The following is a 17,785-nucleotide window of genomic DNA, read 5'->3' on the forward strand; positions in this document are numbered from 1 at the left end:
ACGCCTTCCTTGAGCACAACTGAACGTGGAACCTTAACCGGAGCGACGGCGCAGCTTGATGGCCGCGTGGATCGAACTTAGAGGCTGCGCACAATCGCGGAGCCGCTGCCTTTTTGTTCAGTCCGCCCTCTCTGCGCTGACCGCATCTTGCGCCGCACGTACCACGCCACCACTGAGATGACCAGCCACGCAAGCGAGGCGCCCACGAAGGCGGCTGCGATGTCCGTTTCCGCCGTCAACGAGAAGGTGATCGCGAAGGCCAGCATGCCGAGCGCGCCGAGCGCGGCGCCAGCGGAATCGACCGCGGCTGCCATTCGCCCGCGGCGCTCGCCGGCGAAGCCCGCTTCCCGCTCCCGGCGAATTTCATGCTTCTCGATCAGCGTGGCGCTGGCGCAGAAGATCGCCGGAAGGGCGAGAAAAAGCCCGCCGATAGAGGCTCCATAATGGCTGCTGACGAGGCCGGCGAAGACGGTTGCGGTGCCGCCGAGCTCGAAGCGGATCAGGTATTCGTACCAGCGGCCTTCCTTGAGAGATGACGGCGAAAGGCGGATCGGCGTCATATCTGCCCTCCGGCAAGCATCAGCGCGCCGAAGGCTACAATCAGCCAGACGACGAGGGATAGCGAAGTGGCAGGCAACGCTCGCAGCCGCGCGCGAGCGAGGATTTGATAAACGACGACGCTGTAGATGGCGAGCGCAATCGCTCCCGCAATCATCGCCTGGGTTTGCAGAACTGAATAAGCGGCCCCGTGCTGGTGCACCGCAATTCCAAGCGTGGCGAGCGCGACCGAGGGTGCTGCTCCGAACAGACCGGCGAAGCTCTTGGGACGCAAGAGATCTCCCAGCATCGCGAATGCCGACACAACGACGCCTCCGGCGAGGAAGCGTATCACGTATTCGGTCATTTCGCTTTCCTCCAGAGTTTCGATAGGGGCCCGCCGATGCCGTAGACCGGATCCTTGCGTGGCACAGGCACCTTTGGAATGGTCTTGAGGGCGCGCGGACGGTCCTCGACCGTTGTGCACTCGTCGTACGTGCCCGCCGGCGGGTAGGCTCCGATGACGAGGAAGTCGTCGTCTGCTGATAGGCACTCGTGACCCGTGCCGGCCGGCAGAATAGCGATGTCGCCGGCCTTCAACGTGAAGATCCTTCCCTTCTTACCGCCGAAACGGATGCGCCCCTTTCCGCGCGCGATGCCGAGTACTTCATGGATCTGGGAATGGTAGTGAACGTAGTCGTAGATGCCGTTACGCCAGGTGTCGCCCCATCCGTTCGCTTCGAACAGATCTTCGAGCACGGCGGCAGGGTCGTGGCGCTCATCGAGATCGACGGCGCCGCGATAGATGACCAGTGGCCATCGCGGATGATTGGGGACGAGACCGTCGTCCTTGAAGCGAACAGTGTGAGGCTTTCGCGCTTGCGCGAGATCTAGAGCATTCCGTTTGCCGGGGCGCCGGAGACCGGTGGCGCGTTCCGCGTGTTCCTTCAGGTCCTCAAGTATCGGCATGACCTTTCTCCTTCGGGGCTTCGAACGGAAAGCCGGTCCACAACCGCAGCACACGCTCGAGGAATGCTCCGAGCGCGAATCCTGCGACGACATCGCTCGCCCAGTGCGCCAAGACCACTATGCGCGTCAGCGAGAGCCCAACCGCCAGCGCGCGGATCGCCCGACGAGGGGCGGCCGGCAACGCGCCAACCGCCGATGCCAAGGCTCCCATGTGAAGCGCGTGGCCGGAGGGAAAGGCGTCGTCACGTTTCCCGGAAAATGGGACGCCGTGGAGGTGCCCGATCACTGTCCTGCGGTCCGGTCGGGTCTGGTCGAACAGAAGCTTCAAACCATGGGGTAGTAGCGACGCCGCGACCGTGACCAGCAGAGCATGGTTGCCGGCGCGCCGCAGCGGCTCGCCCCGCCCGCGCGACGCAAGCCAACCGGCCGCTGCCAGGACCAGAAGGACCTTCTCGTCGGCGCCCCAGGTTAGAGCGCGGGCTACCATCTCCGGAGCCGGCGCAGTGGTCCGGGCGATGATGCGTGCGGCCACCACATCCGCTCTGGTCGGCCGGACGGTGACCGGAAAGCTTGACCCTCTAAGGCGACTTGTTGAAATTTTGAACATGGCTCAAGCGATCGACTTCACCAATCCATAAAGACCCCTGATCGTGCTCCACTGCTTTCATCGACAATCAGCCTTCCGCCGTACGATCCTCGCCCAACGCAAGCGAATGCTTGGAACGAACCGTGCTACCTATTGCGGGACATCACATCAAACTCCCTCGAGGACCCATCGGACGCGGGCCGATATCATGCCGCGTGAACGGGAAGCCGTCGAAGCAGGCGATGTGGCAGCCCTTTTCCTCCGCGGCTGTCACTTGTCGTTATTCTGCGGCCTGGACGCTCGGCGGAATTTCCACCGGCGCGAGCGGAGATACGGCGGGCCCGTTGAGCGCAGTGCCGTCCGGCGCGAATTGAGAACCGTGGCACGGGCAATCCCAGCACTGCTCCAGCGAGTTCCAATGCACGACGCAACCAAGATGGGTGCAGCTTGCCGACAGCAGGTGCAATTCGCCCTGGCGGTCGCGGCAGGCAGCAATCTTCTTCAATCCGCTGCGAACGAGCCGACCCTCTCCCAAGCGAAGCCGCTCGACCGAGGCAAGTGCATCGGCACCGAGATATTCCGCAAAGTTCTTCAGCGGCGTGATGTTCTCGCTGATGAAGGTGGTGATGTTCTTGGAGATCTTGCGCTCCGGCAAATAGACGGCCTCCCAGCTATTGCCGCCGATCGTAATCAGATCCGCAATCAGCAGTCCGGCCACCAGGCCATTGGTCATGCCTTGTCCGGAATCGCCACTGACGAGAAAGACATGCGCTTCGTCCGGGCTGCGTCCGACGAAGCCAGTGAAGTCCATGGGTTCGAGCACTTGGCCGGACCAGCGATGGGTGATCGCGCCGGTCATCGGCAACCGCGCCCGCGTCCACCGTTCGAGTGCGGCAAAGCGCGTCTGACCGTCGTCGGCCTCGCCGGACTTGTGGTCCTCGCCGCCGACGATCACGATGTCCTCATCCGCCGAACCCGGCTGCAGGCGGACATAGTGATAGGGATCGAGCGTGTCCCAATACAGCGCATCCGGCAGCGAGCCCGCCGGGACTTTGGCCGCAATCACGTAGGTGCGGTAGGGCGCCTGTTTGGTATGGATCGCGACGCGCAGACTGACGGGCGAGTTCGTCGCGACGACGACGTCCGTGACCCGTACCTCGCCGCCTGACGTCTTCAGAACGATTTCTCCGCGGCCGTGCTCGATCGTCTCGACACAAGTGTCACCGTAAAGCCTGGCGCCGCGGCGATGTAGCGCCTTCGCCAATCCGGCAAGGTACTTGGTCGGATGAAAGCGCGCCTGTCGGGGGAAACGAAGCGAGCGCGCAAGACCACCGTGATGGATGGGTGTCGGATCGCTGCACAACTCGACGGGGATTCCCAGCTTCCTGCAGCTTTCGAATTCCTCATCCAGATGCGATGGCAGCGTCTCCGGCGCCAACACCCAATAGCCGTCGACGCGGCGGAAATCGCAGTCAAATCCCTCGGCGGACTGGATCGCCTGCGCGCGGTCGATCGCGGCGGCGACGCTCTGATAGTACAGCCGGGCGCAATCCTCACCCCGAACCCTGATCAACTCGTTGTACTCGTCGTCCAGGGCCGTCGCCAAATGCGCAGTGGTGCGTGCCGTCATTCCGCTGCCGATCCTGCCGCGGTCAAGCACGATGACCGCGCGCCCGCGCCCGGCCAGTTCATAGGCCACCGACAGACCGGCGATGCCGGCACCAACCACGCCGACATCGGCACGTTCCTGACCCGAAAAGCGCGAAGCCGCCGGGATGGATGTCTCCATCCAGAGCGACTTGGTCTCCTCATCCAGCACGTTCATGGCATTCGTCCTCCGGAGAACAACGAAGGGCAAAGCGCAACTGTTCCTTTGAAGGGAGGCTCCGCGCTCGAGCCCACGACGAGGCCCGAATGGACTGTCGTGATGCAGCCTTAGCATTTGCGGAAAGAAGAATGATGCCTTTGCTCGCTTCCGAGGCCGGTAGCCGCTGTCGGAGGATGCGCACATAGGAGGGCATGCCCGGTTCCGGCTTCTTCTGAGCTGAGCAGCGTCCGATCCGGCCTGGCGCTGGCGGCCGCCAACTGCATTACGAAGGCGTCATGAGCCTCAATGTTCGTTGTCGGGAAGCAGCTCGAGATCCGCGGCCGCGGTGAGCCGTACGGATGCGATTGATTGACCGGCCTGGATTTGCAGCGCTCCAAGGCCGCGGCATAAAAAGAGCCCCGCCGAAGCGGGGCTCAGCATCACGTCTTCAATACTTCTTGCCTTGGGAATGGTCGGCGGGCTGGCTCGATGCCGGAGGATTGCTCTGGTCGGGCTGCCCGGACGGCATATTCTGGTGGGCGGCCGGCGGATTGTTGCCTTGGGCCGGAGGCGCCGCTTGTCCGGTCGTCTGACCGGAAGGCTGTTGCGTACCGCCCTGTCCGGTCGTTGCCGGCTGGTTCTGCTGGGCCTGTCCAGTCGTTGCCGGTTGGTTCTGCTGAGCCTGGCCGGTCGTGGCCGGTTGGTTCGGCTGAGCCTGCCCGGTTGTCGCGGGCTGGTTCTGCTGCGCTTGGCCAGTTGTCGGCTGGTTCTGCTGCGCCGGAGCATTGGCCTGACCGGTGTTCTGTCCGGTCGTGCCCTGTTGCGTCGGCCGCTGCTGGTTCGCCTGTCCTTGACCAGTCGTGGTCTGGCTCTGGGTGGCACTGATCTTGTCGGACACGCCGAGCGCCGAGACCGTGCGGGTATCGATCGAGCCGCTGGCCTGGATGCCTTGCTGCCGCTGAAAAGTGATCAACGCCTCGCGCGTCCGCGTGCCAAGCACGCCATCCGCTCCACCGGTCAGTAATCCGCGCTCGATCAGCACGTGTTGCACAACGCGGATCTCCTCGGGGCTCAGATTGAGCGCAGCGACGCTGCCGCCGCTGATACCGCCGCCGCTGCCGGCGCGGCTGAACCGCGTCCGCGGCCCTGCCGGAACAACATCTACAATCCGGCGGCTGCGATCGAGGACCACAATCTCGTCGTCGACGACGAAGAAGCTGTCGTCGCGGAAGTCCGGGAACACATTGATCAGCGCCGGGAAGGCCGAGACGGACACCACATTGATGTTTCTCGGCACCACCACGCCCGTATTGACCTGGAAGTTGATCGAGTTGGCGTTAACCCGCGCCACGTTGCGCGAGCTGAGCACCGACTGCTGTAGCGTTGTCTGCTGTTGCGCATTTACCGATGCGCGGCCCGACATGGTCTGGGTAGTCGTGCTCTGGTTTTGCGCCGGCGCAGTGGCCTGAGTGCCGGTCGTTGCGCCCTGGTTCTGCTGCGTGGTCTGACCCTGTGTGGCCTGATCCGGGGCAGGGGCATTGCTCGGCCTGGTGTTGGCGCCGGTCGTCGTGCTCTGGTCCTTCTGACCCTGAGGCGTCTTTTGCTCGGACTGTCGCGTCTGGTCGTGCTCGCCACGCCCCTGTCCGGTGCTCTGACTGTTTTGCTTGCCGTAGGATTGATCCTTGTCTTGCGTCTTTTGCTCGGATTGACGAGGCTGGTCGCGATCACCACGGCGTTGGCCGACGGTTTGGTCCTTTTGACTCTGCTGATCCTTACCGATCTGGCCTCTTTCCGCAGCGCGGCCGCCCTCCTTCATACCTTCGCTACGCTCGGTGCGTGACTGACCGGCCGCAGGGCTTTCCGCCCGGCCACCTCCGCGTGGCTCCGCGGCCCGGCCCTGTGTCATGCCTTCGCCGCGGGATGCACCGCCGTGGCCTTGCGACATTCCGCTTCCGGACTTGTCGCGCTCCGCCGCGCCGCTGCCGGCACCCATTCCGCCGCCGCTACCTTCACGTGTGCCTTGCGCCGCCGCCAGGCTGACGCCGGCGAGCAGCACTGCTGTGGATAGCAGGAACCTGCTCTTTCTCATGTTCATTTGCACCTCCTCCGTTTTCTCGCGGTGTTTTTTGACCGGAGCTTTCGGACTCAAAACTTGAAATCCGTCATGTGCTACGACGCGCGCGAAGCGCTCGTCCGACTTTCCGGTCTTTTGGGAAACAAGACGGTACTTGGAACGTTCCTGGCTGCGGTACCAAACGGAACCTTGATCGCAGCCCGAGGCGGGGAGATTGATACGACTGCACTGCACCCTGGAATCGGCGGGAACTTTGATGAATTCCGCCGCGTTGGCCGGGAAGGCGACGAAGACGCACGAGGTTCGCGACGAACGATGAAGACCGGCCGATGAAGCACCGGTCAGAAAGGTCGGGAGCAACCGTAATAAGGCCGAACGCCGGCTCAGACGGTGAGGGCAGGACTGCGCTAAGGGAGGCCTTGACCAACCTTAATGGGCGCCGCGCGACGCTCGTCGCTCCAGCAATGCTTTCGGCCAGTCGTCCCAGATATAGGAGGACTGTATGCAGCAGCGCCATCAGGAAAGCGAGCGACCACGCCGGCTTTTCGCATCGATTGCAAACAGGGCATCGCAAGCTGCTGGCCGTGCATCGGCCTTTATTTTGGCCTGCGCGGTGATTGTCATCTGGGCTGCCACGGGGCCTCTGTTTCGGTTTTCCGATACTTGGCAGCTGGTCATCAATACCGGAACGACCACCGTGACGTTTCTGATGGTCTTCCTGATCCAGAACTCACAGAACCGGGACAGCGCAGCCATCCAGGTGAAGCTGGATGAACTGATCCGAACAGGTGCCGCCCAGAATTCCTTCGTCGGAATCGAGCATTTATCCGCGGACGAACTGGAGGATCTGCGCAAGCGCTGCGAGGACCGCGCGAAGGCCGTCGCCGCGAACAGCCAAGTCGAGCGGAGCACCGCGAGAGCACGTAAGGCGCACCGTGGTGCGACGGATTAGTGCGCCCTTCATCGTCGGCGCGCGGACTTCGCGCGATTGCTCGACCTGTTTTTGACCTTGTTGCCGGCCAGATCGATTGGCAGGTCAGAATAGCTCCCATTTAATCCCATAGGGGGCCGAGGCCGAGCCGGGACCCGAGCGTGCGTAATGTTCTGGTCTGGAGCACAGGCCTGCTCATTATTGCATTCGCGATCGTCTGGTATGTGTTCTTCCGAACTTGAACCGCCCGGACATGCAATGACCAGAAGATCGCGAAATCACTCAGCTCAGACCTTGATCAAGGCATAGGGTCGACCGGTGGGTTTCTCGATTGATCGGGCTACGTTGTAGACCCGGGCGCCTCCGGGTGTGCGGCCTTCATAGCGGCCCTGATGAGCATGCCCGTGCACCACCGCACTCACCCTAAATCGATCGATCGTTTCGCCGAGACGTGACGTGCCGAGAAACGGAAGGATCTCTAGTGGCTCGCCCTCGACCGTATCGAGAATCGGCGCATAGTGAAGAACGACGACAGCCTGCTTACTCGCCACCGCACGCATCGCATTTTCAAGGCGCGTCGCTTCGGCGACGGCTTCGGCGACCAAGCTCTTGACAACTGCCTCGCCGAATGAAGCAAGCATGCGACGGCCGAAGCCACCGATGAAGCCCTTCACCCCAACAAAGGCGACACCGTCGATTTCGTGCGACTGCCCGTTGAGCAGGTGCATCCCGGCAGCCTTCAAAATGCGCTTAACGTCTTCAGTCTGCCCGGACTCGTAGTCGTGGTTTCCGAGTACGCCGACAACGGGAATGGAGCAGGCCCGCAAATCCTCTGCCAGAAGTTCCGCTTCGGACGGCTTACCGAGGTCAGTGAGGTCGCCGCAAAGGACAAGCACCTGGGCCTTGGTCGAGAGCTCGGTAAAGAGCTCCCGGAAAGACAACGTGCGATCTTCCTTCACGTGGAGATCGCCAATGGCGGCGAAGGTGAGCGTGTCGGTTTTTTCAGACATCGCGCTACTCACTGTCCTGGTCTGCGTCGACAAATCCCCATTCCTCAACGGCCGTCGCATAATCGACCTGCGAAAACAGGCGCCCCCGACATATCTTCACGCGCGGAGGAGGAAGTTCGAGCTGAGTGTTCAGGCGGGCGACGAGTTCGTCCATCAGCCAGCGCGGCACGCAACAACGCTCGCTCGGATAGGCCCAGCGGAAATTGAGTAGATGTGCCAGAAGCACCTCCCAATGCAGCTCCATGTAGGCAAGCAGACGTCGCCAGTCGATCTGATCGTGCTGTTTGAGAATGAGATGCGCGATATCCGGGCCATCGTAGCGATGCCGCAGCTGGACGAAGGCCTTGGACCAGATCAACTCCGTCGGAGCGATGACGCGCATCGGCGTGCCGAACAGCTCGATGCGCGGCGCGGATTCGAACCATTGGTCGGTCACGGGAGCCATGCCGTGCCAGAACGCGAAGATCACGTCGAAAAAGTGCTCGCCCTGGAAGACTTTGCCGAGCCAGCGTTCGTCCTCGATTGCGACGGTGAAGCCGAGGTTCCGGAAGTGGTTGAGAACACGGGGATAGTCAGTCGGCTTGCAGACGATATCGAGATCTTTGGTCGCGCGCGCCACGCCGGTATAGGCGCTGAGCGCATATGTGCCTGCCAACAGAAACGGAAGATCCAGCTTTGCGAGCTCGCGCAAGGCCTCAGTGTAAAAAACCTCGGCGCCGGCCGATGGCGCGGTCGGCGCGGCGGCCGCATCGATCATCCCTATAGATCCAGTGATCGGCCTAATCTCCTTCGCCATGACGAATTTCATCGAAGCTCGTCCGCTTCGGTCATTCGTGTGCCTGTTCGACAATTGAACAGACGATGCAAAGTTCCAGCCGCCCAAGGGTCACACCGGAAACAAGGGCGCCGTCGCTGGAACACGGGCCTCGCTACCACCCTTCTGTAGGAGTTCGGCAGCCCGCCAGTATTTGCCGCCGAGTGCTCCGCGGGAGCCGGATCGCTTACGTCAGAGCGCGCTCACCGGCCACGGCGACTGTCTTGACGTCGACATCGCGGCAGTTGATCTCCCTCGACGCTGGTCGACTTCATCGATTCACAGTTAAGGCCTGGCCTCCTCCGGCCCTGACAGCATGCGCGAGAGCGGTGTATCCGTGGAACCGCGGTGGCGGACAGTTGTTAAGCGCGATAGACGGCCTGCTAAGACTGACTTTTCTGTAGGTACCGGTGGCTGAGAGAGCAAATCGCGCTTCCGCCTGCATTCGAGGGAGCGACGCCATGCTGAGAAGACTTCGTTTCAAGAATACCACTTTGGAAGAACTGCTCGTAGAGGAGGCAGCGTCTGCGCGAAGAGGCCCAAGGCATTGCGCCCGGCAGGGGGCGACTTATCCGCCAAGCTCGACGAGCTAAGACCGCTTCTCACCTGAGAGAATGGCTGGTTTCCCCGGGCCTACAGGGCCGAGGTAAGAACTAGGCCGCCCCAAGTTGGCGGTCTTCTCATTTCCTGCTCGAAGTTGGGCGAGCAAGCTCATGGACGAAATGCGCAAGGAGGCGGGCGTCGTTAGGAGCAGCAGGAAATGACCGGTACTTATCAAAGGAGGTCGTGATGCCACGCGGCGACAAAAGAAGCTACACCGACAAACAGAAGCGACAGGCTGAACACATTGAGGAAGGCTACGAAGCTCGAGGCGTCTCCGATAAGGAAGCCGAACGGCGGGCCTGGGCGACCGTGAACAAAGAAACCCACGGCGGCAAAAAGAGCGGGTCTGGCAGAGGCACCGAAGAAGACACTTCACCGTCCCGTAAGGGCGGCAGGCTTGGCGGAAAAGCGTCCGCCAGCCGCCCAGCCGCTGAACGTTCCAAGTCAGCCAAGAAGGCTGCTCAGACTCGCAAACGCCGAGCGGCGTGAAGGAGGGACAAATGCCGACATGCGAAACTTGCGGCAATGATTATGACAAGGCTTTTCAGGTGGTGATGAACGGCCATGCGCACACGTTCGACAGCTTTGAGTGCGCAATTCATGCCTTGGCGCCGACGTGCAAGCATTGTGGAACGCGCATCGTTGGACACGGCCTGGAAAAGAGCGGCACCTACTATTGCTGCGACCACTGCGCCCAAAAGGAAGGCGTAACTGACCTCCGCGATCGTGTGTAGGAATCCGGCGACCACGCGGCGGAGCGGAGGTGACACGGATGCTGCCATTGCTCTCCGACCATGGCGTTGGCGTATGGCCGGTCCCGGCGGATTCCGCCAGCTCCCGAATGGCATCATCGAGAGCTATGGCGGGCCGGGCCTTTTCTGGTATGCGCACAAAGCCTTTGAAGACTTCGTGCTAACAATCGAGTGGCGGATCACGCGCCCGGAGGATAATTCCGGAGTATTCCTTCGAACCCCGCCGCTGAGCGCTACTCCGCAGCCAGCGATTGAGCGCGGTTACGAAGTGCAAATCGACGATCGGGGATTAGATCCGGACGCCAATGTCCGTGGCAGTGCACTTCATTTGACAGGAGCGATCTATCGGCTGGCTCCGGCCGTTCGGCGCCCCTCAAGGTCGGTCGGCCGGTGGAATGAGTTTGAGATCTCCGCACGCGGGCGAACGCTGGCGGTCAGGCTTAACAGCGAACACGTCTCCCTCCTTGAAAATGCATCACGTGAGCCGCGCGGTCATACTGGACTGCAAAATCATCATGAGGGCTCCGCGGTCCAGTTCCGCAACTTGCGCATCGCGCTCCTGTAAAGCCATCGCCAAGTCACCCTCTTGGCGAACTAATTGAAGGAGCACGCGTTGAGAAGGGCCCGGATACGCAGACCGATAGGCCGTCCTGGCGCTAGAATGGACAACCGACGAGCCTGCCGTCTCCGCTGACCGTGTCTCGCTTGAGACAGCTTAGATATCGCGAGTTGCGCCATGGCGGCGGCAAATAATCGTCTTGTTACGGTGTTCGGTGGAACAGGGTTTCTCGGCCGCCGCGTTGTTCGACAGCTTCTCCAGGCGACCGAGTATTCCCCTCGGATTGCATCGAGACATCCCGAACGAGGCAGACAGCTCTTTGGTCATGACGACCCGCGCCTCCAATCTGTGGAAGTTGATCTACGCGACGAGGGTTCGATTGCCGATGCACTTGATAGCGCATACGGCGCCGTCAATGCGGTCAGTCTCTATGTTGAACAAGGACAGGAGACGTTTCACTCCGTGCATGTGGAATCTGCCCGGCGATTGGCCGCCCAAGCACATCGAGCTGACGTCAAGCGGCTCATCCACGTTTCGGGAATCGGCTCTGACGCTAGTTCGCCGTCTCTCTATATTCGCAAGCGTGGCGAAGGCGAACTGGCGGTCCGCGCAGCATTTTCTGAGGCCACGCTGGTTCGCCCGGCGGTTATGTTCGGCTCGGATGACGCGTTTCTGACCACCATTCTCAAACTGCTCCGCCAGTATCCGATCTGTCCGATGTTCGGCCGCGGATTGACGAAGTTGCAGCCGGCCTATGTTGATGACGTGGCCGAAGCGATCACAAGAGCGCTTCTGAGGACCGAAACGAACGCAATCACGTATGAATGCGCTGGTCCTCGCATTTACACATACGAAGAGCTTCTCAGAACCGTCGCGCACGCAGCTGGACGCGACCCTATGCTCATTCCCGTGCCATTTGCTGCTTGGCATGTCGTAGGATGGGTTTCGGAGCTGTTTCCAAGGCCCCCCATCACACGGAATCAGGTGGAGTTGATGCAGATCGACAATGTAGCGTCGCTGGGAATGCCGGGATTTTCCGAGCTCGGAATCCCGCCGCAATCGGTCGAAGAAATCATTCCGACCATGTTGCGGGAAAGTAGCGGTCGAAACGTTTCGTGAATGAAGGCGACCATAGCGAGTCCTGCGTCCTGAAATTCCTCTGCACTTAGTGCCGGTAGCCAGGAGCATGGATGGCGTCTTCATAAGCACAAGTCCCAGTAAAATTTAAGTATTCCTCCGGCGGCGACCGCGTTGTTCGGTTCGACGAGCTGCCTGAGGTGTGACCTTAAGTCTAGCCTTAAGGTGATGTGGTGAATGCAGGTGAAGATAATGGGCGTCGAACGTCGGCGTCGCGGGAGTTACGACGAGAAGGTTCGCCTCGTCGAGGAGACCGTGCAGGCCGGCGAGACTGTTTGTGGGGTGACATTCTTAGCGCAGGTAGGCATGTGTCAAACGGGCCAGAAGCTGCCCTTCACCTCCAGTCAGCTGGTCGTTTTTCCCGGTGCTCATCCGGCCATTTTGCAGTAGGCTCGAGGACATGGTGCTCTGAACACGAGAGCCGGGAGGAGCCCATGGATGTCACGGCCTGGCTATGTGGTCTGGGGCTGGGACAGTACGAACAGGCGTTCCGGGAGAACGATATCGACGCCGAGGTCCTCATGGACCTCACGGCCGAGGATCTGATCGGACTCGGCGTCGCCTCGATTGGCCATCGCCGCAAGCTGCTTGCCGCCATTGCCGCCCTGCGCGTCGGCTCAATTTTGGCGACCCCTGCTGCGGCCGCACCCGCCGCGATCTCCGCGAAAGTCTCACTTGCACCCGAGGCCGAGCGCCGCCAGCTCACCGTGATGTTTGTCGACCTGGTCGACTCGACCGCGCTCGCGGCGCGGCTCGATCCGGAGGAAATGGCGCAAATCCTGCGGACCTATCACAGCGCAGTGGCGGGCGCGATCGCGCGGTTCGAAGGGCACGTGGCGAAATACATGGGCGATGGTGTGCTGGCCTATTTCGGCTATCCGCGCGCCCATGAGGATGAGGCCGAACGCGCGGTGCGGGCCGGTCTCACCGCGGTCGCGGCGGTGCACAGCCTGGGATCGGCGCATGGGGAGACACTGGCAGCCCGTGTCGGCATCGCGACCGGCTCGGTGGTTGTCGGCGAGTTGATCGGCGAAGGCGCGGCACGCGAGGAGACGGTGGTCGGCGACACGCCGAATCTCGCGGCGCGGCTGCAGGCCCTGGCCGAGCCGGACACGATGTTGATCTCCGCGCGCACCCGCGAGCTCATCGGCGGCCTGTTCGAACTCGCCGAGCTCGGCGTGCAGATCCTGAAGGGATTTCCCGTTCCGGTCCGGGTGTGGCGCGTGGTCGGGGAAGGCGTCGCCGAAAGCCGGTTCGAGGCGTTGCATGGGGCGGGCCTGACACCGCTTGTCGGTCGCGAAAATGAGATCGGCCTGCTGCTCGAGCACTGGGAGCGCGCCAAGGAGGGCGAGGGCCAGGTGGTGCTGCTGGGGGGCGAGCCTGGCATCGGCAAGTCGCGCCTCGTGCGGGCGCTGCGCGGGCGACTTGAGCATGAGCCGCATACGGCGCTGGGCCACTACTGCTCACCGCACCATCAGACCAGCCCGCTGCATCCGGTGATCGGGCTTTTGGAGCGGGCGGCGGGGTTCGCCGCCGACGATCCCGCCGCAACGCGGCTCGACAAGCTCGAGGCATTGCTGGCGCTGTCGAGCGATGATGTCACCGCGGTGGCCCCGCTGCTCGCGGCGTTGCTGTCGCTCGAGACGGCAGCGCGCTATCCGCCGGTCGACCTGAGCCCGCATCGGCAGAAGGAGCGGACCCTCGAGGTGCTGGTCGATCAGGTCCTGGGCCTTGCGGCGCGCCGGCCCATCCTCGCGGTGTACGAGGACGTGCACTGGGCCGATCCAACCTCGCTCGAGCTGCTCGATTTTCTGGTCGACCGGGTGCAAGACGCCCCCGTGCTCGTCCTCATCACCTTCCGGCCCGAGTTCGCGCCGCCCTGGACGCGCCATGCCCATGTCACCGCGCTGACCCTCAGCCGGTTGAGCCGCCGGCAGGGTGCCGCCATGGTCGCACGGCTGAGCGGCGGCAAGGCACTGCCTCCTGCGGTGCTCGACCAGATCGTCGCTAAGACCGACGGCGTGCCCCTGTTCGTCGAGGAGCTGACGCGGACCGTGCTGGAGACCAATCTGCTCCGCGATGAGGGCGACCACTACGCGCTGGCGGGGCCGCTGCCGCCGATGGCGATCCCGACCACGCTCCAGGAGTCATTGCTGGCCCGGCTCGACCGGCTCGCCCCGGCCCGTGAGGTGGCTCAGGTCGCGGCCGCTATTGGCCGAGAATTCTCGCACGAACTGCTCGCGATGACGGCGCAGTTGCCGGAGAACGAGCTGCTGGCCGCGTTGGACGACCTCGTCGGCTCAGGCCTCGTGTTCCGGCGCGGGACGCCGCCCCAGGCGACCTACAGCTTCAAGCATGCGCTCGTGCAGGATGCCGCCTATGCGACCCTGGTGCGCGCCAAGCGGCAGCGCCTGCACGCCCGGATTGCCGCTGCGCTCGATCAGCATTTTCCGGAGACTGTGCAAGCGCAGCCCGAACTACTGGCCCACCATTACACGAAGGCGGAGCTGGCCGAACCGGCGATCGACTATTGGCTGAGGGCGGGACAAGCAGAGATCGCGCGCTCGGCCACAGCAGAGGCGATTGCGCAACTGATCAAAGGGCTGGAGCTAATAACTGTTCTCCCCGACGATGCCGCACGGTGGAGACGGGAGCTGGAACTGCAAGTCGCCCTCGGCGTCGCTCTGATGGCTGCGAAGGGTTGGGCCGCCCCGGAGGTGGGACAGGCCAACGCACGGGCCCGAGACTTGTGCGAACGCCTCGGCGACACGTCGCGACTCTTCCCTGTCCTCTACGGGGAATGGGTTTTTCATGTCGTGAGGGCGGAGCTCGAGTCCGGTCGAACTGCAGGCGAGGATCTGCTCAGCCGCGCGCAGGAACAGAACGATGCTGCCGCCGAAACCGTTGGCAACCGCATCGTCGGGACTGCTGCATTGCTTCGCGGCGAGCCAGCGGTTGCTCGCATCCATCTGGAGCGGACGCTCGCTCTCTACGATCCGGCCGCCCATCGGTCGCTTGCTTTCCTGTTCGCGCAGGACCCACGCGTGTCGGGACTGTCCGTTCTATCCTGGGCACTGTTCGCCCTCGGCCATCCCGAGCAGGCACGGACGAGGAGCGAAGAGGCATTGACAGACGCGAAGGAGTTATCCCACCGCAACACCCTCGGCTATGCACTGCTTTACGGCTGCATCCTGTCGCAACTCAGCCGGGACCGAGGCGAGGCCGAAGATCGGGCGAATTCGCTGATCGCGCTTGCGGCCGACCAGGGATCCCCACATTTCCTCGCGGCCGGCAATGTCATTCGCGGTTGGATGCTGGGCGCGACCGGGGAGCTTGAGGCTGGTATCACGCAGCTCCGAGATGGCCTGACGAGATGGCAGGCCACGGGAGCGGGTTTCCTGGTGCCCTATTTCCTGAGCCTGCTCGCTGAGCTCCACGGCCAAGCCGGTGCGGTGATTGACGGCCTAGACGTTGTCACCAAAGCGCTAGACCGGGCAGAAGCAACCGGAGAGCGGTGGTTCGAGGCCGAGCTCCATCGGATGAGGGGCGAGCTGATGCTGCGGCTGCCGAAGGTCGATCCGACCGCTGCGGAAGCACTATTCCAGCAAGCGGCGTCAGTTGCGCGACGGCAGGGCGCCAAGCTGTGGGAGTTGCGCGCAGCGACAAGCCTTGCGCGATTGCTGGGAGAACAGGGGCGGCGCGGCGAGGCGCACGACCTGCTCAGTCCGCTCTATAGCCAGTTCACCGAGGGCTATGGGGCACCGGATCTACAGGCTGCCAGCGCAATGCTTCGACAGACCACTGCCAACTCCGAGCCGAACAACCCGATCCCAAATACCAGCAGTTGATTCTGGATACGAGCGTCGCAGATCTCTGGGCTCGACTTACAAGGTCATGCGCCCATTTCGATGTAATCGCCGGCACTAAGTATCTTTCGTAAAGCTCCGCCGCACTACCGTCGAGTTGCCAATGGTGGAGATCAACCATTGTCGCCTCCCAGCTCCTGACAAGCCCTTATAGCATCGGTCATCGCTGGTCGCCCGTGAAGCGAGACGTCCCCTGCGCTCGCGAATGCCGTGACAAACCAGTAGCGTCACAGTACTGCTATAAATTCCCTACGTTTCACTCAATCCTCATCTCAGCTTGAGGAGATAGGTGCAAATTATCAGGTTTCGCCAATCGGACCACCATGTCCTCCAAGAGTATCGCCAAGAGAGCTCGCACGAAGGCCGAGGCGGATTTTGCCACCTGGCTCATGATGGCCAAGCTCGGTGGTTTCGATGACCTTCCGTCAAACGCACAGAGTTTTCTGACAAACTATCGAACCCGACTTGAGACGATGAGTGAGGCCGAGTCCACGGCCCTGGCCGTTCGCGAAGTCTACAGCGCTTATTACAGCGAGATGGGAGGCGTGGGCGCGCCGCCGGAACTAAAGGCTCGCCCGCCAACGACAGAGAGAAAAGGCGTGCGGTTCCAGACAGGGCCTAAACATCAGCCCGGTCTATCGGCTGCGCGCCATTCGACGAGGCCAATGATCGGAAAATCGCTTTCGGCACTGCTGATTTTCGCGAGCCTGGTGGCACTGATTGTCGCATATAGATTTCTGACGCAGTAACAGCGCCAGCGGATTGTGCGGGGAAGAACCGCCGCTCACACGCAGTTCGCATTTGGGCCAAAAGGCGAATTACAGCGTAACCAGCGCACGGAATCCCAGGTTAGGCCACGGTGTGCGGCGTCGCTCTCCCATTTGTCAACGTGGTTGACGGTAATTGCCCGGAATTGCTGTTCCGCGAACTATTGGATGGAGTCTTCCGGCAACCAGCCATGATGAATTTGCCTTCGCAGAACTGGTCATGGTGGTTGAAATTCGGCGCATGTGTGACCGGCTACATTAGCGGTGTCATGGCGCGCGATATGGACTCCCGAGGTGAATGGCGCCGTTGAAGTTACCGTCGCCCGCACCTCTTCCCTAATGATCCAATGGCCGGCAACAGCGCGACCGGCGACGGTGTCGTCATGCTGGCGGGAGCGCAGCCGCGGCAGACGACGGGATTAATTATCTGAGCAATTGGGAAAGGCGTTATCCAACAGAGGAGTAACCTATGAAGTTGGCTCAAACATCAGCACTAGTCATTTTTCTGCTCGGCGCGCCGGGAATTTCGCTGGCCGCGGACGCCAAGGGGGACGTGGAGAAGGCTTACGCAGCCTGGGATGCCGCATTCAACAAGCGCGACGAGAAAGCCATCGGCGCCTCCTATGTCGCGACGGCAAAATTGATGCCGCCCACACATCAGGTCGCGTCGGGTCCGGCTGAGATCGAGAAGTTCTTTGCCGGGCTCTTCGCCAACGGTGTGACGGATCACAAGTTGGAGATGATCGACGCCGGCGGAGACGACAAAATTGTGTTCGGCACAGCCAAGTGGAGCGCCACGGGTAAGGACAAGGAGGGCAAGCCATCTCCCTTCAGTGGTTTAGCGACGCACGTCTTCGAACGCCAAGCCGACGGATCGCTCAAATTGAGGCTGCAAACATTCAACTAAAGCGGTCGAGGCTTCATCGGTCCGGTGAGGCGGCGGCCTTACCGGACCACCCAATCGCTCCCAAGCTGGACAGCGATTGACGGCTTGCCGTTGATTGGCACCGTGCCCGGCTGCAGGAATATCTTCGCCGCCTTTGGCTATGGCGGCAACGGCATTGCCTTCAGCCTTCCTCGCGGCGGAACTTCTGGCCACGTTGCTCTCCGGAGGCTCATCGCCCTTGCTCAATGACCTTGCGATCGACCGCGATATTAACGGCGCGCCAGCAGGCAACCAAGCATGAAGGCGACGAGCAGCGAGGGCAGTGGGGCCTCACGTACCAAGTCCCGCAGAATTGCAAGCGCCTGACCTGGCGGCTGCCCCTCTTCCAGGCTTTGCCTTACCGTATGCGCGGTCTGGCGCACGGCTTCCGACGCTTCCGTCACTTTTGCCAAGGCGTCTTCGCTGTCCATCTGATCCTCCTCCGGCA

At 62.1% G+C, this 17,785-nt stretch carries 18 protein-coding genes; 9 read left to right on the forward strand and 9 right to left on the reverse strand.

Annotation, left to right across the window (positions count from 1 at the left end; all coding sequences use genetic code 11):
- Positions 1 to 77: 77 nt before the first annotated feature.
- From N2603_RS05185 to N2603_RS05210, 6 genes are all read right to left on the reverse strand, one after another.
- Positions 78 to 560 carry a DUF3147 family protein gene (locus N2603_RS05185; protein WP_260387934.1) on the reverse strand — a complete coding sequence of 161 codons (483 nt, stop codon included), beginning with the start codon at positions 558 to 560 and terminating at the stop codon, positions 78 to 80.
- Positions 557 to 904 (reverse strand): DUF3147 family protein, encoded by a 348-nt coding sequence (locus N2603_RS05190; protein WP_260387935.1) that lies wholly within the window; start codon positions 902 to 904, stop codon positions 557 to 559. The genes N2603_RS05185 and N2603_RS05190 overlap by 4 nt, the downstream gene beginning before the upstream one ends.
- Positions 901 to 1,506, reverse strand: a complete 606-nt coding sequence (locus N2603_RS05195) for a cupin (protein ID WP_260387936.1) — start codon at positions 1,504 to 1,506, stop codon at positions 901 to 903. Before N2603_RS05195 ends, N2603_RS05190 begins: the two co-directional genes overlap by 4 nt.
- Positions 1,493 to 2,113 (reverse strand): phosphatase PAP2 family protein, encoded by a 621-nt coding sequence (locus N2603_RS05200; protein WP_260387937.1) that lies wholly within the window; start codon positions 2,111 to 2,113, stop codon positions 1,493 to 1,495. Before N2603_RS05200 ends, N2603_RS05195 begins: the two co-directional genes overlap by 14 nt.
- 259 nt (positions 2,114 to 2,372) lie before the next feature.
- A complete protein-coding gene (locus N2603_RS05205; RefSeq protein WP_260387938.1) occupies positions 2,373 to 3,917 on the reverse strand; it encodes an FAD-dependent oxidoreductase in 1,545 nt (514 codons plus the stop codon).
- A 430-nt stretch (positions 3,918 to 4,347) separates the two neighbouring features.
- On the reverse strand, positions 4,348 to 6,333 hold the full coding sequence (locus N2603_RS05210; protein WP_260387939.1) for a peptidoglycan-binding protein: 1,986 nt from the start codon (positions 6,331 to 6,333) through the stop codon (positions 4,348 to 4,350).
- Positions 6,334 to 6,475: 142 nt separating this feature from the next.
- Here N2603_RS05210 and N2603_RS05215 point away from each other — a divergent pair, with 142 nt between their 5' ends.
- On the forward strand, positions 6,476 to 6,925 hold the full coding sequence (locus N2603_RS05215; protein ID WP_260387940.1) for a low affinity iron permease family protein: 450 nt from the start codon (positions 6,476 to 6,478) through the stop codon (positions 6,923 to 6,925).
- 266 nt (positions 6,926 to 7,191) lie between these two features.
- On the opposite strand, the gene N2603_RS05220 is transcribed toward N2603_RS05215, so the two are convergent.
- Positions 7,192 to 7,914: a metallophosphoesterase family protein gene (locus N2603_RS05220; protein ID WP_260387941.1), complete on the reverse strand. Its 723-nt coding sequence runs from the start codon at positions 7,912 to 7,914 to the stop codon at positions 7,192 to 7,194.
- Between the two features lie 4 nt (positions 7,915 to 7,918).
- Complete coding sequence (locus N2603_RS05225; RefSeq protein WP_425248975.1) at positions 7,919 to 8,722, reverse strand: nucleotidyltransferase family protein; 804 nt, start codon at positions 8,720 to 8,722, stop codon at positions 7,919 to 7,921.
- Between the two features lie 795 nt (positions 8,723 to 9,517).
- On the opposite strand from N2603_RS05225, the gene N2603_RS05235 reads away from it, so the two are divergent.
- The 8 genes from N2603_RS05235 (at position 9,518) to N2603_RS05270 (ending at position 17,319) form a co-directional block, all read left to right on the forward strand.
- Entirely contained in the window at positions 9,518 to 9,820 is a 303-nt protein-coding gene (locus N2603_RS05235) for a plasmid stabilization protein (RefSeq protein WP_260387942.1), read from the forward strand.
- An 11-nt stretch (positions 9,821 to 9,831) separates the two neighbouring features.
- On the forward strand, positions 9,832 to 10,065 hold the full coding sequence (locus N2603_RS05240; RefSeq protein ID WP_260387943.1) for a hypothetical protein: 234 nt from the start codon (positions 9,832 to 9,834) through the stop codon (positions 10,063 to 10,065).
- Positions 10,066 to 10,138: 73 nt separating this feature from the next.
- The gene (locus N2603_RS05245; protein WP_260387944.1) at positions 10,139 to 10,648 is read left to right on the forward strand and encodes a 3-keto-disaccharide hydrolase; all 510 of its coding nucleotides are present in this window, start codon (positions 10,139 to 10,141) and stop codon (positions 10,646 to 10,648) included.
- A 171-nt stretch (positions 10,649 to 10,819) separates the two neighbouring features.
- Positions 10,820 to 11,761 carry a complex I NDUFA9 subunit family protein gene (locus N2603_RS05250; protein ID WP_260387945.1) on the forward strand — a complete coding sequence of 314 codons (942 nt, stop codon included), beginning with the start codon at positions 10,820 to 10,822 and terminating at the stop codon, positions 11,759 to 11,761.
- A gap of 195 nt (positions 11,762 to 11,956) precedes the next feature.
- Positions 11,957 to 12,169 carry a hypothetical protein gene (locus tag N2603_RS05255; RefSeq protein ID WP_260387946.1) on the forward strand — a complete coding sequence of 71 codons (213 nt, stop codon included), beginning with the start codon at positions 11,957 to 11,959 and terminating at the stop codon, positions 12,167 to 12,169.
- Between the two features lie 44 nt (positions 12,170 to 12,213).
- Entirely contained in the window at positions 12,214 to 15,627 is a 3,414-nt protein-coding gene (locus N2603_RS05260) for an AAA family ATPase (protein WP_260387947.1), read from the forward strand.
- 341 nt (positions 15,628 to 15,968) lie between these two features.
- Positions 15,969 to 16,394, forward strand: a complete 426-nt coding sequence (locus N2603_RS05265; RefSeq protein ID WP_260387948.1) for a hypothetical protein — start codon at positions 15,969 to 15,971, stop codon at positions 16,392 to 16,394.
- A gap of 487 nt (positions 16,395 to 16,881) precedes the next feature.
- A complete protein-coding gene (locus tag N2603_RS05270) occupies positions 16,882 to 17,319 on the forward strand; it encodes a YybH family protein (RefSeq protein ID WP_018644856.1) in 438 nt (145 codons plus the stop codon).
- A gap of 248 nt (positions 17,320 to 17,567) precedes the next feature.
- On the opposite strand, the gene N2603_RS05280 is transcribed toward N2603_RS05270, so the two are convergent.
- On the reverse strand, positions 17,568 to 17,768 hold the full coding sequence (locus tag N2603_RS05280) for a hypothetical protein (protein ID WP_260387949.1): 201 nt from the start codon (positions 17,766 to 17,768) through the stop codon (positions 17,568 to 17,570).
- Positions 17,769 to 17,785: the final 17 nt, after the last annotated feature.

The sequence above is a fragment of the Bradyrhizobium huanghuaihaiense genome (assembly GCF_025200885.1).
Taxonomy (GTDB): Bacteria; Pseudomonadota; Alphaproteobacteria; order Rhizobiales; family Xanthobacteraceae; genus Bradyrhizobium; species Bradyrhizobium huanghuaihaiense.